We start from the raw sequence: 14022 nt of genomic DNA on the forward strand, positions 1-14022 counted from the left end.
GATGGCCAACCACCTGCCCGCCGAACTGACTGCTCCACCGGCGGCGGCGGTCCCGGCGTTGCCCACCGGGACCGCAGCCGCGCACGAGGGAGCCGGTGAGGAGTCCGGCGCGGTGGAGGTGGCGGTCGGCGAGGTGGTGCCGTTCGGGATGTTCGACCCGTTCGCCGACGACCCGTTCGCCGACGACTCGGGGATCCGCCGGTGACCATCACGCGAACAGAACCCGAGATCCGTCATCCGCTATCGACCAAGCAGGGGTGGGCCTCGTTCGCCGGCCAACCCAACCCCGAGCCGCCGCGCCTGCTGCCGGTGGAGGACTGGCAGCGCCTGGACGGGTTCGAGCGTGAGCTCTACAACGAGGCCCGCCAGGACTACCACTCGGCGTTGTTGCTGGTCGCGACCCCGGACATCCGCAGGGTCATCCACTACGGGTCGAAGCTGGTGGCCAACAACCGCGGCAAGCAGCTCGGCCGCCGCGGGCTGCTGGTGTCGGGCGCCAGCGGCACCGGCAAGTCGACCTCGATCACCCAGTTGGGCAAGAAGTTCCAGATCGACCTGCAACGCCGCTATCCGCCCAACCCCGAGCGAATCCCGGTCGTTTACATCGTCGTCCCTCCGGACGCGGACCCCCGGTCGTTGGCCCGGGAGATGGCGGCCTTCCTCGGGTTGCCGATCGGCAAGAATGACAACCCCCAGTCGATCGCCCACACCGTCGCCGAGGTGATGCGCCGGGTCGGCACCGGCATGGTCCTCGTCGACGAGATCCACCGGCTCGACCTCACCACCCGGAAAGGCCAAGACGCCTCCGACCAGCTGAAATACTTCTTCGACACGATCTCGGCGACATTCGTTTACTCGGGCCTGGACCTCGAGGAGTCCAACCTGCTGTCCGGGATGCGCGGCCGCCAGATCCTCGGCCGATTCGTCCCCATCAAGACAGGACCGTTCGCCTACCGAACCGACCAGGACAAACAGGACTGGGTCAAGCTCGTCGCCCGCATGGAGCAGACCCTGCGGCTGCACAAGCACCAAGCCGGAACTCTCATCCAGCGGGCCGACTACCTGCACGCCCGCACCGGCGGCATGATCGGCAGTCTCGACCAGCTCATCTACGAAGCCGCCAACGACACCATCACCGACGGCGCCGAAAGGATCACCAAGGCCCACCTCGACGCCGTGCTGCTCGACGGCGCCGCCGTCGCCCAGTTCCAGCAGCACCGGCCAGGGAGCGACCGATGACGCTATGGCAGCAACCCGCCCAACTCCTGCCCGTCCGAGTCCGTCCGATCGGCGGAGAAACCGTGGTGTCCTACGTCTTCCGACTCGCCGCCGCGAACGCGCTGAAACGGCCGACCACACTGCTGCGCGCCCTCGGCGAACCCATCAACGGCACCCCCTTCGCCTCGATGATCCACAACCGCGACCTCACGCTCAACGCGCCCGCACTGGCCCGGCTGGAAACCTTCACCGGCCTGCCCGCCGACCAACTGCGCAAAGCACTGCCTAGCCTGTCGAACCCCAGAGCCGACCCATTGCCCCAAACCGACCCGACGATCCGCGTCTTCCGCAGCGCGGCCATCCGCGACCACTGCCACCCCTGCATCGCCCGAATCCCCGGCCGTCCACAGGTCCGCGTGCACGACCGCGACGCACCGTCCATCTGCCGACGACATCGCCGCTGGATCGAAACCACCAGCTATCACCCCGACCAGATCGACCTGTCGGAAAACATCGAGATCATCACCGCCCACCGCCGACTCGGCCGACTGCGCTCGACTGTCGGAGACCATGCCTGGGTTCGTCAACAGCTCAGGCACGCGAGCTGGATCGCCCTGGACTGGCACCTCGCCCGCGCCCTCTTTCAGCCCCAACTACTACACCTTCAAAAACCTGCACACGCGAGGGGACAAACGCGCAGCCACCCTGCCCCAATCCCGAATCGCAACCACACTCCTGGTCATGCCCGAAACCGTCACGCTCGCCGAGATCCTTTGCGATCTCGAATGGAGACGCCATGTCGCCATGGCCGACGACGACCACCACGTGGCCCCGTTCTATCACCACGTCGGCCGACGCCTCGGACAACCCGAGCGATTCGGCGACCGGCTGTCCTCCTCCACCTGGATCGAACCACTCAAGAGCTGGGTCATCGAGCATCGCAACCTATTCCGAACATTCCGCGAGAAGCATTGGAAACGAGTCCACACCCACCGCCCCTACGACCCCTACTACAGCAACGCCATCCTCCCGACAATCCGCCACTTCAAGTGAGAAACGATGCCAATGACAACACCACCCCCAACTGGCGAGCCCCAGATCAACCGACATCAACCTCGCCAGAACAAACGAGAACCGACATACGGGATGGGAACCGGTGGCTGGAGAGTATGGCGCGGCTCGGCACAGGGAGAACTGGGTGTTTGCCGGTGGCCTCGCGCGGAAACCACTGGTGTCCTGTGACAGTCGATCGTCCTTTTTGTCAGTGAATCTTGCTCGTTCCCGTTTCTCTGCCAGTGCAATTTGCTCGGTTCGAGACCATCTCATCTGCAAGAGGGACCCTGGCGGCCAGGGCGCTCTCGTTAAAAGCGCCGGCCAACAGGCTCGATCGGCCTCACTGCGTTCAATCAGGATGCCCGAGTAACTGAGCGCTGAGAACGCCAGTTCAAGCAAGATCCAATGGCGAAATCCTCTGGATCCCCGGTCCAACAGCAGCGTCGACCTAGACCAGTTCGCCACTCAATATTCCTCACCCCAGGTCCAGGCGCCGGCTTCAAGGACGATTCGTTGGCACAGGACAACTGGCCACTTCGAACGTGTAGGAGCTCGAACGCCGGCATCGAAGGGCATCCTCTCCAGCCCAGTCCCACACGCTGGATGTCACTGATCGAGCGAATTCCGAGATCCCGACCTACGCCGCTCCCCGGCCGCGCTTGCGCACGACGTGGCCGCCGGGGTGAGGGTCTTGTCGTCGCCGAGCCTGCATACAGGCGTGATCGTCACCGGTAGGTGGGCGGTCATCGGCTCCGCCAACGCCTCCCACAGCTCCACGACCTCGGATCCCGGGATCATCACCGATGATCCCGAGGTCGTGGCCGCCGTCCGGACATTCATCGACGGTACCGACGAGATCACCGAGGTCGACCGAGTGTTCCTCGACAACGCCACCGCGATCTGGCAGATCTGCCGGGCCGCACCCCTACCCGGGATCGGCGCCCGCAACGGTGCCGAACCCGATTTCTTCCCCATCCCGGTCACTCGAATGTTCCTGTGGCACATCACCAACTACCTACCCGGCGCCGCGGAACAACACGAGCGGGCCGCCCACAGCGGCCGCCGCCGTACGTCCGCGGGGCCGGCGGCGAAGTACCAGCTCGAAGGGTTCCGCATCGACACCCCCGGCGGCCGCGGCCGGCTCCAGCGGGGCGATGTCCGGCTCCAGGTCACCGCCGACAACGAATGGCTCTGCCCGCCCGCGGTCGTGGACTCCGACCCCATCGCAATCCCCCACCCCCGCAAAGCAATCGCGTACCGACGGCGTACCCGAGTCGACCTGGAACCGACCGCGGTGACCGACGCGGAAGTACTGCTCGCGGACCTCGGGCACCCGGATCCCCGGCTGCGCGCCGACCACCCGCATCGTCTCCACCAGCCTGCGGGCCGCCCTGCTCCGACTCTGGAACCTGTGATCGGTCCGCACATTCAGGCAAGAAACCATGACTACGACATGCCCCGCATCGACACTCACCGACCTTGCCGCGGGCAGAGGCTGGAGTGGCCAGACCAACGCCAGCGCGGGGAGGGCGCTTCCCTGCACCGGGGGTACCCACAGATCCCCGGCCGACCGGTGCGCGAGGTCGGAGTAGTCCTTCGCGCTGTCGATTGCTGGTGGGTTCCACCAGTTGTCACGAACTGTGCACCAGGAGCACTCCAACACGCGTCGACTTCCGTGGCAGATCGTCAAAGAGGTTGACATACTCGAGTTAATGACTATCCGGGCAGTACGTGACGGCTTTCCTAAGGATGTGATTTCGATGCGGGCACACCGGTCCGCGGCCTCACCTCTGCAGCTCTACGCCGACTTTCGCCGCCGTCACCCCGCAATCCTGATGCCCGTTGACTACGTCACCGAATGCGGCTTCCGACTGGGACGCTGGCAGGACCGCCACCGAGTGGCCCGCATGCTCGGCACTCCGCCGCCGCAACGCATTACGCAACTCGATGCGATCGGCTTCGTGTGGACCGAGGACAGCGCGCCGCTCCCTGCCGTGCCACCGGCCGACGGTAGGCGGCGACGGATGCTCACCGAAATCGCCGCCTACCGCGAAGAACACGGCGACGCACTCGTCCCCGCAAACTACGTCACCGCAGACGGTGAGCAGGTGGGCCAGTGGCTCTACCGGGCAGTGAAAAAGTGGCGAGCCAACGCACTGCCGGACGACGAGCGGCGCCCCCTCGCAGTCCTCGGGGTGTCCCCCGGGCCGCGCCCACGGGGACCACGACTATCAGCACACCCGATGCGATAGCCCCCCATCACCAACTGTCCCTTAAGACATTTCGACGCTTGCGCCATGAGGTGGACAGGGCGGTAGCGCCTATCCCAGACGGCCACGCCCACGACGAGGTGAAGGGCACAGCGTCCGGACCAGCATCCCGCACATGCTCCGGTGCTCGGCGAGGTGAAGGACTGTCAGAGTCCCGTCGGTGTGGACGGATTCGATGTGCACGGAATGAATCAGAACTGGTCTGCTGCACTCCGGGACGGCTACTGACCGACCCTACGTCGGCCGCGTAGGCCTTCGGCACCCAGCCGGAGAAGTAGTCGTTGAATCACACGCAACTGTGCTCGTCTGTGTGCACGCACTGTGACACGCTCGTCGCCACGCACAGCTTCACGTAACTCAACACGCTGAGCGTCACGCAAATCTAACCGCAGCCTTTCACGCACGCCGTCACGCATATATCGGCTGGTCAGGGATACGTGTGATGACCGCATGGGGAAGTGCCGGCCCCCGGCGCACCCGGTGCCGGGGACTGCCGGCCGAACGGGTCCTTGGGACCGTCCAGCCGCCAGTTCTATTAGTCAGCGCCGTACAGTTCGGCGGTGTAGTGGACTGCTCCCCTTCGCTGCGCTTCGTCCCAGTCGACGCCCATCGCATCGGCCAGATGGTGCAGATCACGAGGAAGTCACCGAAGACCGTCATGGTCTCCTCCTGATCGGTATTGCATGTGCGGGCATAACAGATCAGTCCATCGCCTGCCCGCAGCGCGCGGACGCCGTTGTCGTGGACCTGAGAACCCTCGTCGTAGTCGTCGGTGAAGTTCGGTCGGGTCTTCCTCGCGGATGCGGTCGCCAGCTGAGCTGGCGAGTCGATGTCCGGCAGCCGTTCTGCGCGGAACTCGGTCATGATTTCATCGGACATTGCCCAAATCCCCTTTCATTGTGGTGGGTTGCTACACAGCGGGAGTGCGGTGCAGCGCGGCCAACAGGGTGGTACTGGCGGCGTGCGCGGTCGAGGGTTCGGTGTAGGCGAGTACATCGGCGCTCGCGTCATCGATGACGACGCTCATGTGGGCGCGGTGGCGGGAGAGCATCACGCAGGCGCGGCCCGGATCGAGGCTGAATGGCTCGGCGGTGCGGTATCCGGCCAGCGGATGCAACACCACCACAGCGGCACGCTCGAGCCCTTGCAGAGAGTTCGCGGTGCCGACCAGCACGTCCGGGTGATCAGACAGGAGGGCGCGGATCGCCGCCGCCTGCGTCACGTGGGGAACCACCACCGCGATATCGGCGGCGCTCATAGGTCGCTGGTCCTCGGCGGTGACCAGCTCCGCGCCCGCCAGCTCCTGCGCCCGCTGTGCGCACGCGGTCACCAGCGCCGGATCGGACGGGCCACCGGAAACCGTGACGGAACGGTGCGTCAGCTCGGGCAGCACGACTCCGCCAGCGTTGGTCAGGTGCTCCGGTGGTCGGCGGGAGGTGAACGGCAGGTCGGGGTAGAACAACGGTTGAATCAGGGCGGTGGTGTCCGGTCCGAGTCGCCAGGTGTGGCGCAGCCGGACCACGCCCACCGCGTCGCCGTGTGCGGCTTGCAGCGCGATCGGTCCCGGCAGGTTCGGGGCGGTATCGCTGCCGTCCCAGCGAGACACGTCGCCGGTCACCACCGGGTCGATCTGGCCGGGATCGCCCACACAGACCACCTGCCTGGCCATGGCGCCGAGTGCGCCCAGATCGGCGTAGGTGCATTGCCACGATTCGTCGACGATCAGCACGTCGGCGCCGACCCGGTCGGGGTCCGAGAACAGCCATCGGGCGGTCGTGCCGATCAGGATCGCGCCCACCTGACCGGGCCACCGCACCTTCTGCCCCGAGACCGCTGGCGTCTGCCCGCTGTCGGGTTTCGGCGGTTTCGCTTTCCACATCAGTGCGGCGCGATCGGTGAGGGTGCCGAAGCGCCGCGCGATCTCCACTGCCTGTTCGCGGGTCTGGGCCGCGATGCCGACACGCAGATCCGCACGGTGCGCCAATGCTGCCGCGAGAAGGGCGACCAGTCGGGTCTTACCCGCACCCGGCGGCGACGGGACGACAACGGCGGGATCACCTGACCACACCGAGAACAGCACACGAGCGGTGATCGGATCGGACATGATCTGCGATCCCGGCCACGCCGTGAGCGACGGCGCGCTCGGCCTGGGTGCCGGTGCGCTCGAGGGTGCCGGGTTGGGGATATCGGTTCGGGGGGCGAGGATGCGCATGACGATGGAACCTTTCACGAAAGGTGTTGTGAGGCAGACGGTTTTCGGGTGTCGGTGCAGGCTGCCGGGGCTAGTCCTCTGCTCCCGCGATCAGCACGTCGAGGGGGACCTCACGCCGTGAAGCGACCGGTGTTTGGCCGGTGGAGAGCCAGGAACGGCGGACACGGTAGAGCCGCCAGTATCGGCCCCGACCCGCGCGCATCGTCTGCGGGGACGGCGGCTGCGGCATCAAGCACACCCGCGCACCGGGTGCGGGGGCGTGTGCGCCGACCGAACCGAGACCGAGGACCAACTTTCCGTCCACGACGTGCGCCGAGGTGACCTCGACATAGAACCGCTCGAACGGCTTGTCCGCCGGGGTGCCCATCCAGCCGGTGACCTCGGAGCCGACGCGCAACCGTGAATCGAGCCGCTCACAGGTCACCGACAGCGATGCGTTGCGCCGACGCGATCCTTTCGGCGGCGGGGCCACCGATGCCACCCCCACCGCCACGTGCCCGGTATGGACTGCACGTTGCCGCCAGAGCGGATCATCGAGCAGAGCAGCAGCTTTCAAGTCGGCGGCATCGCATCGGGTGCGCAGTCCCATGGCGGCGCTGGCGGTGTTGTCCGGGCGCGACCAGTCATACCCGGCTGTCGCCGCCGACAACGCACGATCCCACGAATAACGGTCGTCCTCGTGAATCGGCTCCAGGAGTGGCAGCAGCGGTCCGCCGCCGATCCGCGCGGCCCACTCATGCAAGCCGTTAACGCTGTCATCCGAGATGCCGAACCACTGCCGCCACGTGGTCGCTGACCGTTCGGCCTCCGGGGTGGCGCCGAGGACGTACCGCGCCGACGACGCGGCCACCAGATTCACCACCGCCGAGGTGCCGGGATGGTCCGCCCGATCCGCCCACCACGCCACCATCGCCGCCGCACCGGCCACCTGCGGGTCCGGGTGGTGAGCGTGCGCCCGCGCCAAGGTCAGCAGCGCACGCAGGGTGCCGGTGTCGTCGGTGAGCAACGGGGCCGGATCAGTGCGCCCCACCATGGTGCCGCCGTGCACCGCGAGCAGCCCCAGGGCATCGACGTCGCGGGCGCGTTCCTCACCACCACCCACCCCGGACACCGACACCGACACGCCGCCGCCGCGTGCCACCGCACGCACCGCCAGCGCCGCCGCAGACGGGTTGAACGTGGTGTGCGTGAGCCGAGCGACCGGCGACCGGGTTTCGGCGGCATAGAGCCGCTGAGCGAGGTCGAACCATTCCACACTCATGCCGCACCCCGCCCCTCGCCGCTCCCCTGCACCGGATTCGCGGCGCAGTGCCAACCGGCGCGCAATGCCTCCGCCGCCGCATCTGTCGCCGTACCCGCCACTACCGCCGCGACCTGGTGGGCGGCGATCCCGGTACCGGCCAACACCCGGTCGGCGTAGCGGATCAGGTCGCCGCTTCCTGCCGCGCTCATGCGCGAACTCCCGCACCGACCGGCACGTACACCGTCGACGCCCACGACGGTGTACGCCCCGCAGCCGTGTCACTGCCGATCACCGCGCACACCAGATGCGACCGCGACGGGCGATCCGGCCACGGCGTATCCCCGTCCGTCAGGACGATCACCACATGCGGTGCCGGACGCGCAGCATTCGCCGCGTCGATACCCACCCGCATGTCGGTGCCGCCGCCGCCGATCAGTTTCACGTCCGCTATGGACCGCACCGGCTGCGCCGTTGTGCTCGACGCGTCACAGGCCAGAATCCGCACCCGATCACGTGCCACACCGCCAGCCCGCAGCACCCCGGCAACCTCACTCATCGCCGCATCCAGATCATCTGCCGACATCGATCCCGACGTGTCGACCACAATCGAGACCGTGATCGACGGGCCGCGCATCGCCGGGGCGATGATGCCCGGGATCCCGCGCCGCGAGGGTCGCGAATACGTGTAGTTCGTCCGCCCCGCCTGATCCGCCAAGACGCGCCGGATCACCGCACGCAACAACCGATCCCATGCCACCGTCGGCGGTGCCAGTACCTCACCGGCCCACCGCACCAACCCGGCCGGGGCGCTCCCCCGCCCCTTTCCCGAAGACTCACGAACGGCCTGCGCGACATACCGCCGCACCAGGTCGGCCTCCGCGCCGTCGAGACCCTCGGTGACCTCATTCCCGGCCGCACCCAACTCGCCGGGCACAGCAGGGCACCCCGCACCGGACCCGCACCCCGGATCACCATCGCCGTCTGCGGGTTCGCTCGCAGTCGGAGGGGCAGACGGATCTACCAGACTCATGTAGTAGTCCTCCGCGATGCCTCCCGATGCGCACCCGAACGACTCCGGGGTAATCACCCCCTCCGGCAGCCCGACACCGGCCGCGAGAAGGTCATCGTTGATTTCCGCATCGGCGGCGTAGTTCCACGCCAAGGGCGCGACCGGCTTCGGCAAGAACTCCGCGCGCGCGGCATGTGCCCGCAACAAGTGCCCAACCTCGTGCAACAGGACCGCACCCGCCACCGGGACCGGCCACGCGTTCGCACCGACCAACAACGCCGGATCGAGATACAACCGCCACTGCGCATCCACCGCGAATGTGCCCAGCCCCGGCGCAGCCACAGGCCTAGCCGCGAACAACGCCCGCATGAAGTACGGCATCTGTTCGGCAGAAACCAACCGGGCCAGGCGAAACGCGCTCAACTCGTCCGGTTCGAGTACCCGCACCGCGCTCACGCCGCCTCACCGACCAGACCCGCAGCCACCAACATCGGGGCAAACCGCCGCGCCGCAGCCGGAACAGCCGCCTTCGCGGGCCGTGCTTTCGCCAACGTCCGCGCCGCAGCGCCCGCCACATCCGGGGCACCCGCTTCCGCCGCCGCGATCAGCGGACCCCACGCGCTGCGCCACGCCTCGACGGTGCCCCGCCCCGCAGCCCACGCCGTCACACCCGACAACACCGCCCACACCAGGTCCGGACGAGACTGCCAGTCGAACGCCGTTTCCGGATTCTCGATCACCGCCACCGGGTCGGGCAGATCGGCGTTCCTGCGCCATTCCAAGAACTCGACACCGGCCCCCTCACCGATCAGCCCGAACACCGCCGCATTAATCGCCGCGTTGTCGTCGTCACGCAGATGCGGCAACACCGCCGCCAACATCGCCCACGTGCGCCGCGACGGCCACGCTCCCCCGGTCTGCGCCACCGACGACGGGAACGCGTCCAACGCTTCCGGGTTGCGCTGGACATATCCAGTGATCGAACTACGCACCAGCGCCACCCGCTGTTCGTCCGTCGCCACCGCACGCGAGGCGGGCGGCGTGGCCCACCCCGTCGCCATACCGTCCAACCACTCGTCCACAGACGGAGTGAACTCCACATGACAGAACCGATTCGCCAACGGCGCTTCCAGTTCATACCCACCGGCAGCACAATCGGGAGGATTCGCACCCGCAATCACCCGCGTTCCCTTCGGCAATTGCAGATCACCGACCTTCAGGTCCAACGCGACCGCGAGCATCGCCGCCTGCACCGCAGGCGGACTCGTCGTCAACTCGTCCAAAAACAGATAACCGCCACCCTCGGCGGAAATGCGCTTCGCCCAGTCCGGAGCCTCCAACGTCACCCCGTGCTCACGCACCACCGGCAGGCCAGCGAAGTCGGCCGGTTCACGCAACGACCCCAGCACCGTCTCGCACAACACCCCATCCGCCGCCGCCAACCCCCGCACCAGACTCGACTTACCCATACCCGGACCCGAAATCAACAACGACGGAACACCAGCCCGCCCATTCGCATCCAACACCGTCACAGCAGTCGCCAAATCAGCCACAGAAAATCCTCCAGAGTCGAGCGAGTTGGTCAGTCTCGCTACCGAATTAGACTCCTCGATTATACGATTTGACCTGCACAAACAGGAGGTTCTGCGCTCGTCCCGCGTCCCCGGCGCACCCTGTGCCGGGGACGCGGGACGAGGCTTCACTGGGGAACAAGGCAATCTGACAAAGCTCTCCCACCGACGCCACCCTTCATGCCTACAAGTGTGGTTCCGGCAGAACGCCGGCCCAGCCGCCCTCGCCTCGCGAAATTGGCGACGACGGCGGCCCACCGCCAGACTGCTGATCCGCCGATCACGGCTCGTTGGACGGCCAGTCACCGAATCTCCACGGCGACGGGGAGTTCAACACTCAGGCCCGCACGCGAGACCAATGGGTACCGCCCAGTGATCCAACACACAATGCGTGTCTGAACATCACACCGGCATTCGATTCGTACAGTGACACACATGAGGGGGAACGATGGGTAATGCGAAGAGCCGCAGGACCAAGCAGGACAGCCGCAAGACCAAGCAGGAGTGGAATCGACCGTTCGTAACGGGTGAGCAGTTCCGGCATGGCCTGCCGACCCGTCGGCGGGCACAGATGGCGTTGGCCGACTTGAAACCGGCGCAGATGCCGCTACTACTGGACGCACTGGACGAAGCTGCCACACCCGTCCTCAAACACCTCGAGCCGTATGCCTGGTTGGTGCCCGATCTCGAACGGTTCCGCGCCTCGCGAACGATTGGCACCACACTCGCGTGGTTCTGTGAATTCCACGGGCAATCCGCGGAATCGCTGCTGGCCAACGCCCCGCACTACTTCTGCTTCGGGCCGAAGGAGTCCGCCATTGGCGCCATTGAAGAGCGTGTGATGCTCGGGATGTACTGCGCGTATCGGTGCACAAGCGGAGCTACAGTCGATCGGCACGCGTACTACGCCTCCGAGGAAATGACAGCCCTCATCCTCGCCGGCAGTGAGACATCTGCCGAGGTGAGCGTGACTCCCGCAGACCTGCCAGCACCCTCCGGAGTTGCCTACCTCGCCCAAACCGACGGCGGACTCTTCTTACTATGGCAAATCCTGTACGACACCCTTCTGTCAGTTCAGCTCGTATCGGCAGCCGGAATGGAGGAGTTCATCGGCGACCAAGGCGAGCTACGCGAGGGCTTGGTCTACCGATACGTCAACCACGTCTACCTGCCGCTCCCGACCGCGGAAGCCGAACTCAGCCCTCCCGAAAGCGACACTCCGCCGAGCCTGCACTCGATCGGCGGCTTCGTGCCTGCCGCTATGGATTCGGATTTCCCGCAAGAATTCCTCACGATCTACCGCGGATGGACATCCGCCGAGATTCTCGAGGTCTTCATCTCCTTCACCCACATGCTCCGCCAGAAGACAACACAGGTCGAGTCCACGGCAGTGTCGGCCGGGAAGTCCGCGACAACTCGCCGACGTAAGAAGCCCTCACAGATCACGTATCTGTCCTACCGGTCCCGATCCTCAGCGCGACCCACCAATGAGGCAGCAACGCGCACATACTCGCATCGTTGGACAGTCCGAGGTCACTGGAAGAGGCAGTGGTATCCCAGCGAACAACGTCACCATCCGATCTGGATCTCGACCTATATCGCCGGACCGGAAGGCGCACCAATCAAGACGGCCGACAAGGTCACCTTGCTCTAAGCAGTCATGCGACCGCCACACCGGCGAAATTCCGGCTTCTGCGGCGCCAGCATGTGATGGCGCACAATTGGTTGATAGCTGAGTCGAAATTCCCGACCACCCTGCTCACACAGCACCAGGTGGAAGGTGTTCATCGCAGGTGAATCCGAGCGTTTGCCGGTAAGGGCGGCGCAGACGACGATGGCTACCATCGCCCCACCCGCGGCGACACCCCACACCACGGGTTCGACCGTCCCGCCCCGAGGCGGCACCGGACACCGTCGCGGAGGAGCCAGCTGCTGCCGGCCAGGATTCTCGCGCAGTCCACAAGCATCGACTCCGTGATAACACCGCTGATCATCACATTTCCTCTGCCCCAGCACCTTTCATGATTCAGGCTTTCCCGGTCTGCTTGTTCGTTACTTCGCTTACTGCACTCTTGAGCCACCACCGAAGCGTCCGGCTTCCTACCAACCGCGCCCCATCTCCGAACCGGCTTGGTGCCTGCGACGTGAACGGAACCGGATTGCCCTCGACCACAGGCTCTTGCGTCCAACGGTGCGGCGACCCGTAGATCGCATTCAGGGCATCACGGTCGTTTCCCAGCTCTACCAGCTCCTCTTCGGAGATTTCATGGTGATGGAGCGGATCGGGTGCACCGACAATTCCAGCTCGACGATTGAGTTCCGCGTAGAGCCTGACCAGCTCGCCAGCAGCCTCTCCCACCTCAGAATGTCCGCGCAGACGTTCGATAAGGAAGGGCAGCACAGGGATAAGCGCTCTTTCCTCGACGCGGTCGATCCAATCCACTTCCCAGCCGACGGCCCCATCAGGGCTTGTCCTTGGCTCCCCGAAGAGCTGACGCGCTCCATTGACCGTATATCCCTGGTCGTACAACTCTTGGGCAGTGATCCACGACAGCTCCGACATTTCATCTCCTGTTCCTGCTTCTTGGCGTAAAGGGGCACACCTTCATCGCTTCCCCCGTTCGCCGGTTCTCCATTACAACAGGTCCCCACCGGCCTCTGGATCCGGCTGCGCTGACGGGATCCACAATTCCCGCTCGTCCAAGCGGGCGTGAGCAGCAGCGGGGTGGTCCGGATGCGCCTGCGCCCACCGCGTCTTCCGCTCCAGCAACCTGGCTGTGACATAACAGGTTTCCGCCGAGCGCGGCGGATGAACGCCCACCGTCCGCGCAAGTCGACGAAGCTGTTCAGCCCGAAGTGACAGCAGGTCGGCCGGGGCAAGGCCCCGATCCCAGAGGTACCGGGCGAGGTGGATCGCTTTGGTGCGGCGCCGTCCTTCGGCGTGACTGGTGTGTGCGAAGTCCACGGCCATGGCGATCACCGGTGTCGCTTCGGGTAATGCTTGCGGCGCTCGGCCGCGGTCAGCCCACCCCAGATCCCGAACCGCTCATCATGGGCGAGCGCCTCGGCGAGGCAGGCGTCACGAACTTCGCATCTAGAGCACACCCGCTTCGCCGGGCGGCCGTTCTCCCCCGTCTCCGGGAAGAACGCTTCCGGATCGGTCACCCGGCACAGCGCGAAGTCTCGCCACTGGGGAGCGACCAAGGCCATCCTGGGCCGTGTGTCGGTATCGGTCATCTCGCTCATCTCCCTTTTCCCGCAGATGGTGTCTCGGTGGGGCGGACGGTATCCGCTGACCTGGACAGCGCGACTCGACTTCGCATCACGGCCGTCACGCCGTGATCGATGTCCTCCGTCACGGCCATTCGTGTCCTCTCTCAGCGGCCTTATCCCGTCATGAGGAGGAAGATCCGAAATGGATGAGTTGAGTGACATCGCGCGGAGAA

General features: G+C 66.0%; 15 protein-coding genes and 2 pseudogenes. 7 read left to right on the plus strand and 10 right to left on the minus strand.

The features are described 5' to 3' along the window. Nucleotide 1 precedes the first annotated feature (1 nt). From GFS60_RS39410 to GFS60_RS30905, 6 genes and pseudogenes are all read left to right on the plus strand, one after another. Nucleotides 2–205, plus strand: a complete 204-nt coding sequence (locus GFS60_RS39410) for a hypothetical protein (protein WP_236603566.1) — start codon at nucleotides 2–4, stop codon at nucleotides 203–205. Then, nucleotides 202–1239: a TniB family NTP-binding protein gene (locus GFS60_RS30890; protein WP_159927941.1), complete on the plus strand. Its 1038-nt coding sequence runs from the start codon at nucleotides 202–204 to the stop codon at nucleotides 1237–1239. Before GFS60_RS39410 ends, GFS60_RS30890 begins: the two co-directional genes overlap by 4 nt. After that, nucleotides 1236–1613 (plus strand): annotated as a pseudogene (locus GFS60_RS40440) (TniQ family protein); the annotation flags it as partial. The gene GFS60_RS30890 and the pseudogene GFS60_RS40440, both read left to right, overlap by 4 nt. Nucleotides 1614–1959: 346 nt before the next feature. Next, on the plus strand, nucleotides 1960–2271 hold the full coding sequence (locus GFS60_RS39420; protein WP_236603568.1) for a hypothetical protein: 312 nt from the start codon (nucleotides 1960–1962) through the stop codon (nucleotides 2269–2271). Between the two features lie 646 nt (nucleotides 2272–2917). Continuing rightward, a pseudogene (locus GFS60_RS30900) lies at nucleotides 2918–3686 on the plus strand (phosphatidylserine/phosphatidylglycerophosphate/cardiolipin synthase family protein); the annotation flags it as partial. Between the two features lie 345 nt (nucleotides 3687–4031). Further along, nucleotides 4032–4523 carry a helicase associated domain-containing protein gene (locus GFS60_RS30905; RefSeq protein WP_159927944.1) on the plus strand — a complete coding sequence of 164 codons (492 nt, stop codon included), beginning with the start codon at nucleotides 4032–4034 and terminating at the stop codon, nucleotides 4521–4523. Between the two features lie 426 nt (nucleotides 4524–4949). Here the strand turns inward: GFS60_RS30905 and GFS60_RS30910 are convergent, their stop codons facing one another. The 6 genes from GFS60_RS30910 to GFS60_RS30935 form a co-directional block, all read right to left on the minus strand. Continuing rightward, nucleotides 4950–5420 (minus strand): hypothetical protein, encoded by a 471-nt coding sequence (locus GFS60_RS30910; protein WP_236603569.1) that lies wholly within the window; start codon nucleotides 5418–5420, stop codon nucleotides 4950–4952. A gap of 31 nt (nucleotides 5421–5451) precedes the next feature. Beyond that, entirely contained in the window at nucleotides 5452–6753 is a 1302-nt protein-coding gene (locus GFS60_RS30915) for an AAA family ATPase (protein WP_159927946.1), read from the minus strand. 70 nt (nucleotides 6754–6823) lie between these two features. Next, entirely contained in the window at nucleotides 6824–8014 is a 1191-nt protein-coding gene (locus tag GFS60_RS30920) for a hypothetical protein (RefSeq protein ID WP_159927948.1), read from the minus strand. Beyond that, complete coding sequence (locus GFS60_RS30925; RefSeq protein WP_159927950.1) at nucleotides 8011–8205, minus strand: hypothetical protein; 195 nt, start codon at nucleotides 8203–8205, stop codon at nucleotides 8011–8013. The genes GFS60_RS30920 and GFS60_RS30925 overlap by 4 nt, the downstream gene beginning before the upstream one ends. Beyond that, complete coding sequence (locus GFS60_RS30930) at nucleotides 8202–9461, minus strand: vWA domain-containing protein (protein ID WP_159927952.1); 1260 nt, start codon at nucleotides 9459–9461, stop codon at nucleotides 8202–8204. Before GFS60_RS30930 ends, GFS60_RS30925 begins: the two co-directional genes overlap by 4 nt. Then, the gene (locus GFS60_RS30935; RefSeq protein ID WP_159927954.1) at nucleotides 9458–10558 is read right to left on the minus strand and encodes an ATP-binding protein; all 1101 of its coding nucleotides are present in this window, start codon (nucleotides 10556–10558) and stop codon (nucleotides 9458–9460) included. The genes GFS60_RS30930 and GFS60_RS30935 overlap by 4 nt, the downstream gene beginning before the upstream one ends. Before the next feature lie 466 nt (nucleotides 10559–11024). Between GFS60_RS30935 and GFS60_RS30940 the strand changes: the two genes are divergently transcribed. Continuing rightward, a complete protein-coding gene (locus tag GFS60_RS30940; protein WP_159927956.1) occupies nucleotides 11025–12230 on the plus strand; it encodes a hypothetical protein in 1206 nt (401 codons plus the stop codon). Here GFS60_RS30940 and GFS60_RS30945 read toward each other — a convergent pair. From GFS60_RS30945 to GFS60_RS30960, 4 genes are all read right to left on the minus strand, one after another. Beyond that, nucleotides 12227–12421 carry a hypothetical protein gene (locus GFS60_RS30945; RefSeq protein ID WP_159927958.1) on the minus strand — a complete coding sequence of 65 codons (195 nt, stop codon included), beginning with the start codon at nucleotides 12419–12421 and terminating at the stop codon, nucleotides 12227–12229. The genes GFS60_RS30940 and GFS60_RS30945 overlap by 4 nt on opposite strands. 181 nt (nucleotides 12422–12602) lie before the next feature. After that, nucleotides 12603–13139, minus strand: coding sequence for a hypothetical protein (locus GFS60_RS30950; RefSeq protein ID WP_159927960.1), 537 nt, complete (start codon nucleotides 13137–13139; stop codon nucleotides 12603–12605). Nucleotides 13140–13211: 72 nt separating this feature from the next. Beyond that, entirely contained in the window at nucleotides 13212–13547 is a 336-nt protein-coding gene (locus tag GFS60_RS30955) for a hypothetical protein (RefSeq protein WP_159927962.1), read from the minus strand. Nucleotides 13548–13552: 5 nt separating this feature from the next. Then, on the minus strand, nucleotides 13553–13822 hold the full coding sequence (locus GFS60_RS30960) for a WhiB family transcriptional regulator (RefSeq protein WP_159927964.1): 270 nt from the start codon (nucleotides 13820–13822) through the stop codon (nucleotides 13553–13555). Nucleotides 13823–14022: the final 200 nt, after the last annotated feature.

It is taken from the genome of Rhodococcus sp. WAY2 (assembly GCF_009859915.1).
In the GTDB taxonomy this organism is placed as follows: Bacteria; Actinomycetota; Actinomycetes; order Mycobacteriales; family Mycobacteriaceae; genus Rhodococcus_F; species Rhodococcus_F oxybenzonivorans.

Bases quoted from the DNA above. Each gene is read 5' to 3' on its own strand.
- GFS60_RS30905 (WP_159927944.1), top strand. From the start codon at position 4,032: ATGCGGGCACACCGGTCCGCGGCCTCACCTCTGCAGCTCTACGCCGAC.
- GFS60_RS30955 (WP_159927962.1), bottom strand. From the start codon at position 13,547: ATGGCCGTGGACTTCGCACACACCAGTCACGCCGAAGGACGGCGCCGC.
- GFS60_RS39410 (WP_236603566.1), top strand. From the start codon at position 2: ATGGCCAACCACCTGCCCGCCGAACTGACTGCTCCACCGGCGGCGGCG.
- GFS60_RS30910 (WP_236603569.1), bottom strand. From the start codon at position 5,420: ATGTCCGATGAAATCATGACCGAGTTCCGCGCAGAACGGCTGCCGGAC.
- GFS60_RS30960 (WP_159927964.1), bottom strand. From the start codon at position 13,822: ATGAGCGAGATGACCGATACCGACACACGGCCCAGGATGGCCTTGGTC.
- GFS60_RS30950 (WP_159927960.1), bottom strand. From the start codon at position 13,139: ATGTCGGAGCTGTCGTGGATCACTGCCCAAGAGTTGTACGACCAGGGA.
- GFS60_RS30915 (WP_159927946.1), bottom strand. From the start codon at position 6,753: ATGCGCATCCTCGCCCCCCGAACCGATATCCCCAACCCGGCACCCTCG.
- GFS60_RS30945 (WP_159927958.1), bottom strand. From the start codon at position 12,421: ATGGTAGCCATCGTCGTCTGCGCCGCCCTTACCGGCAAACGCTCGGAT.
- GFS60_RS30940 (WP_159927956.1), top strand. From the start codon at position 11,025: ATGGGTAATGCGAAGAGCCGCAGGACCAAGCAGGACAGCCGCAAGACC.
- GFS60_RS30920 (WP_159927948.1), bottom strand. From the start codon at position 8,014: ATGAGTGTGGAATGGTTCGACCTCGCTCAGCGGCTCTATGCCGCCGAA.
- GFS60_RS30925 (WP_159927950.1), bottom strand. From the start codon at position 8,205: ATGAGCGCGGCAGGAAGCGGCGACCTGATCCGCTACGCCGACCGGGTG.
- GFS60_RS39420 (WP_236603568.1), top strand. From the start codon at position 1,960: ATGCCCGAAACCGTCACGCTCGCCGAGATCCTTTGCGATCTCGAATGG.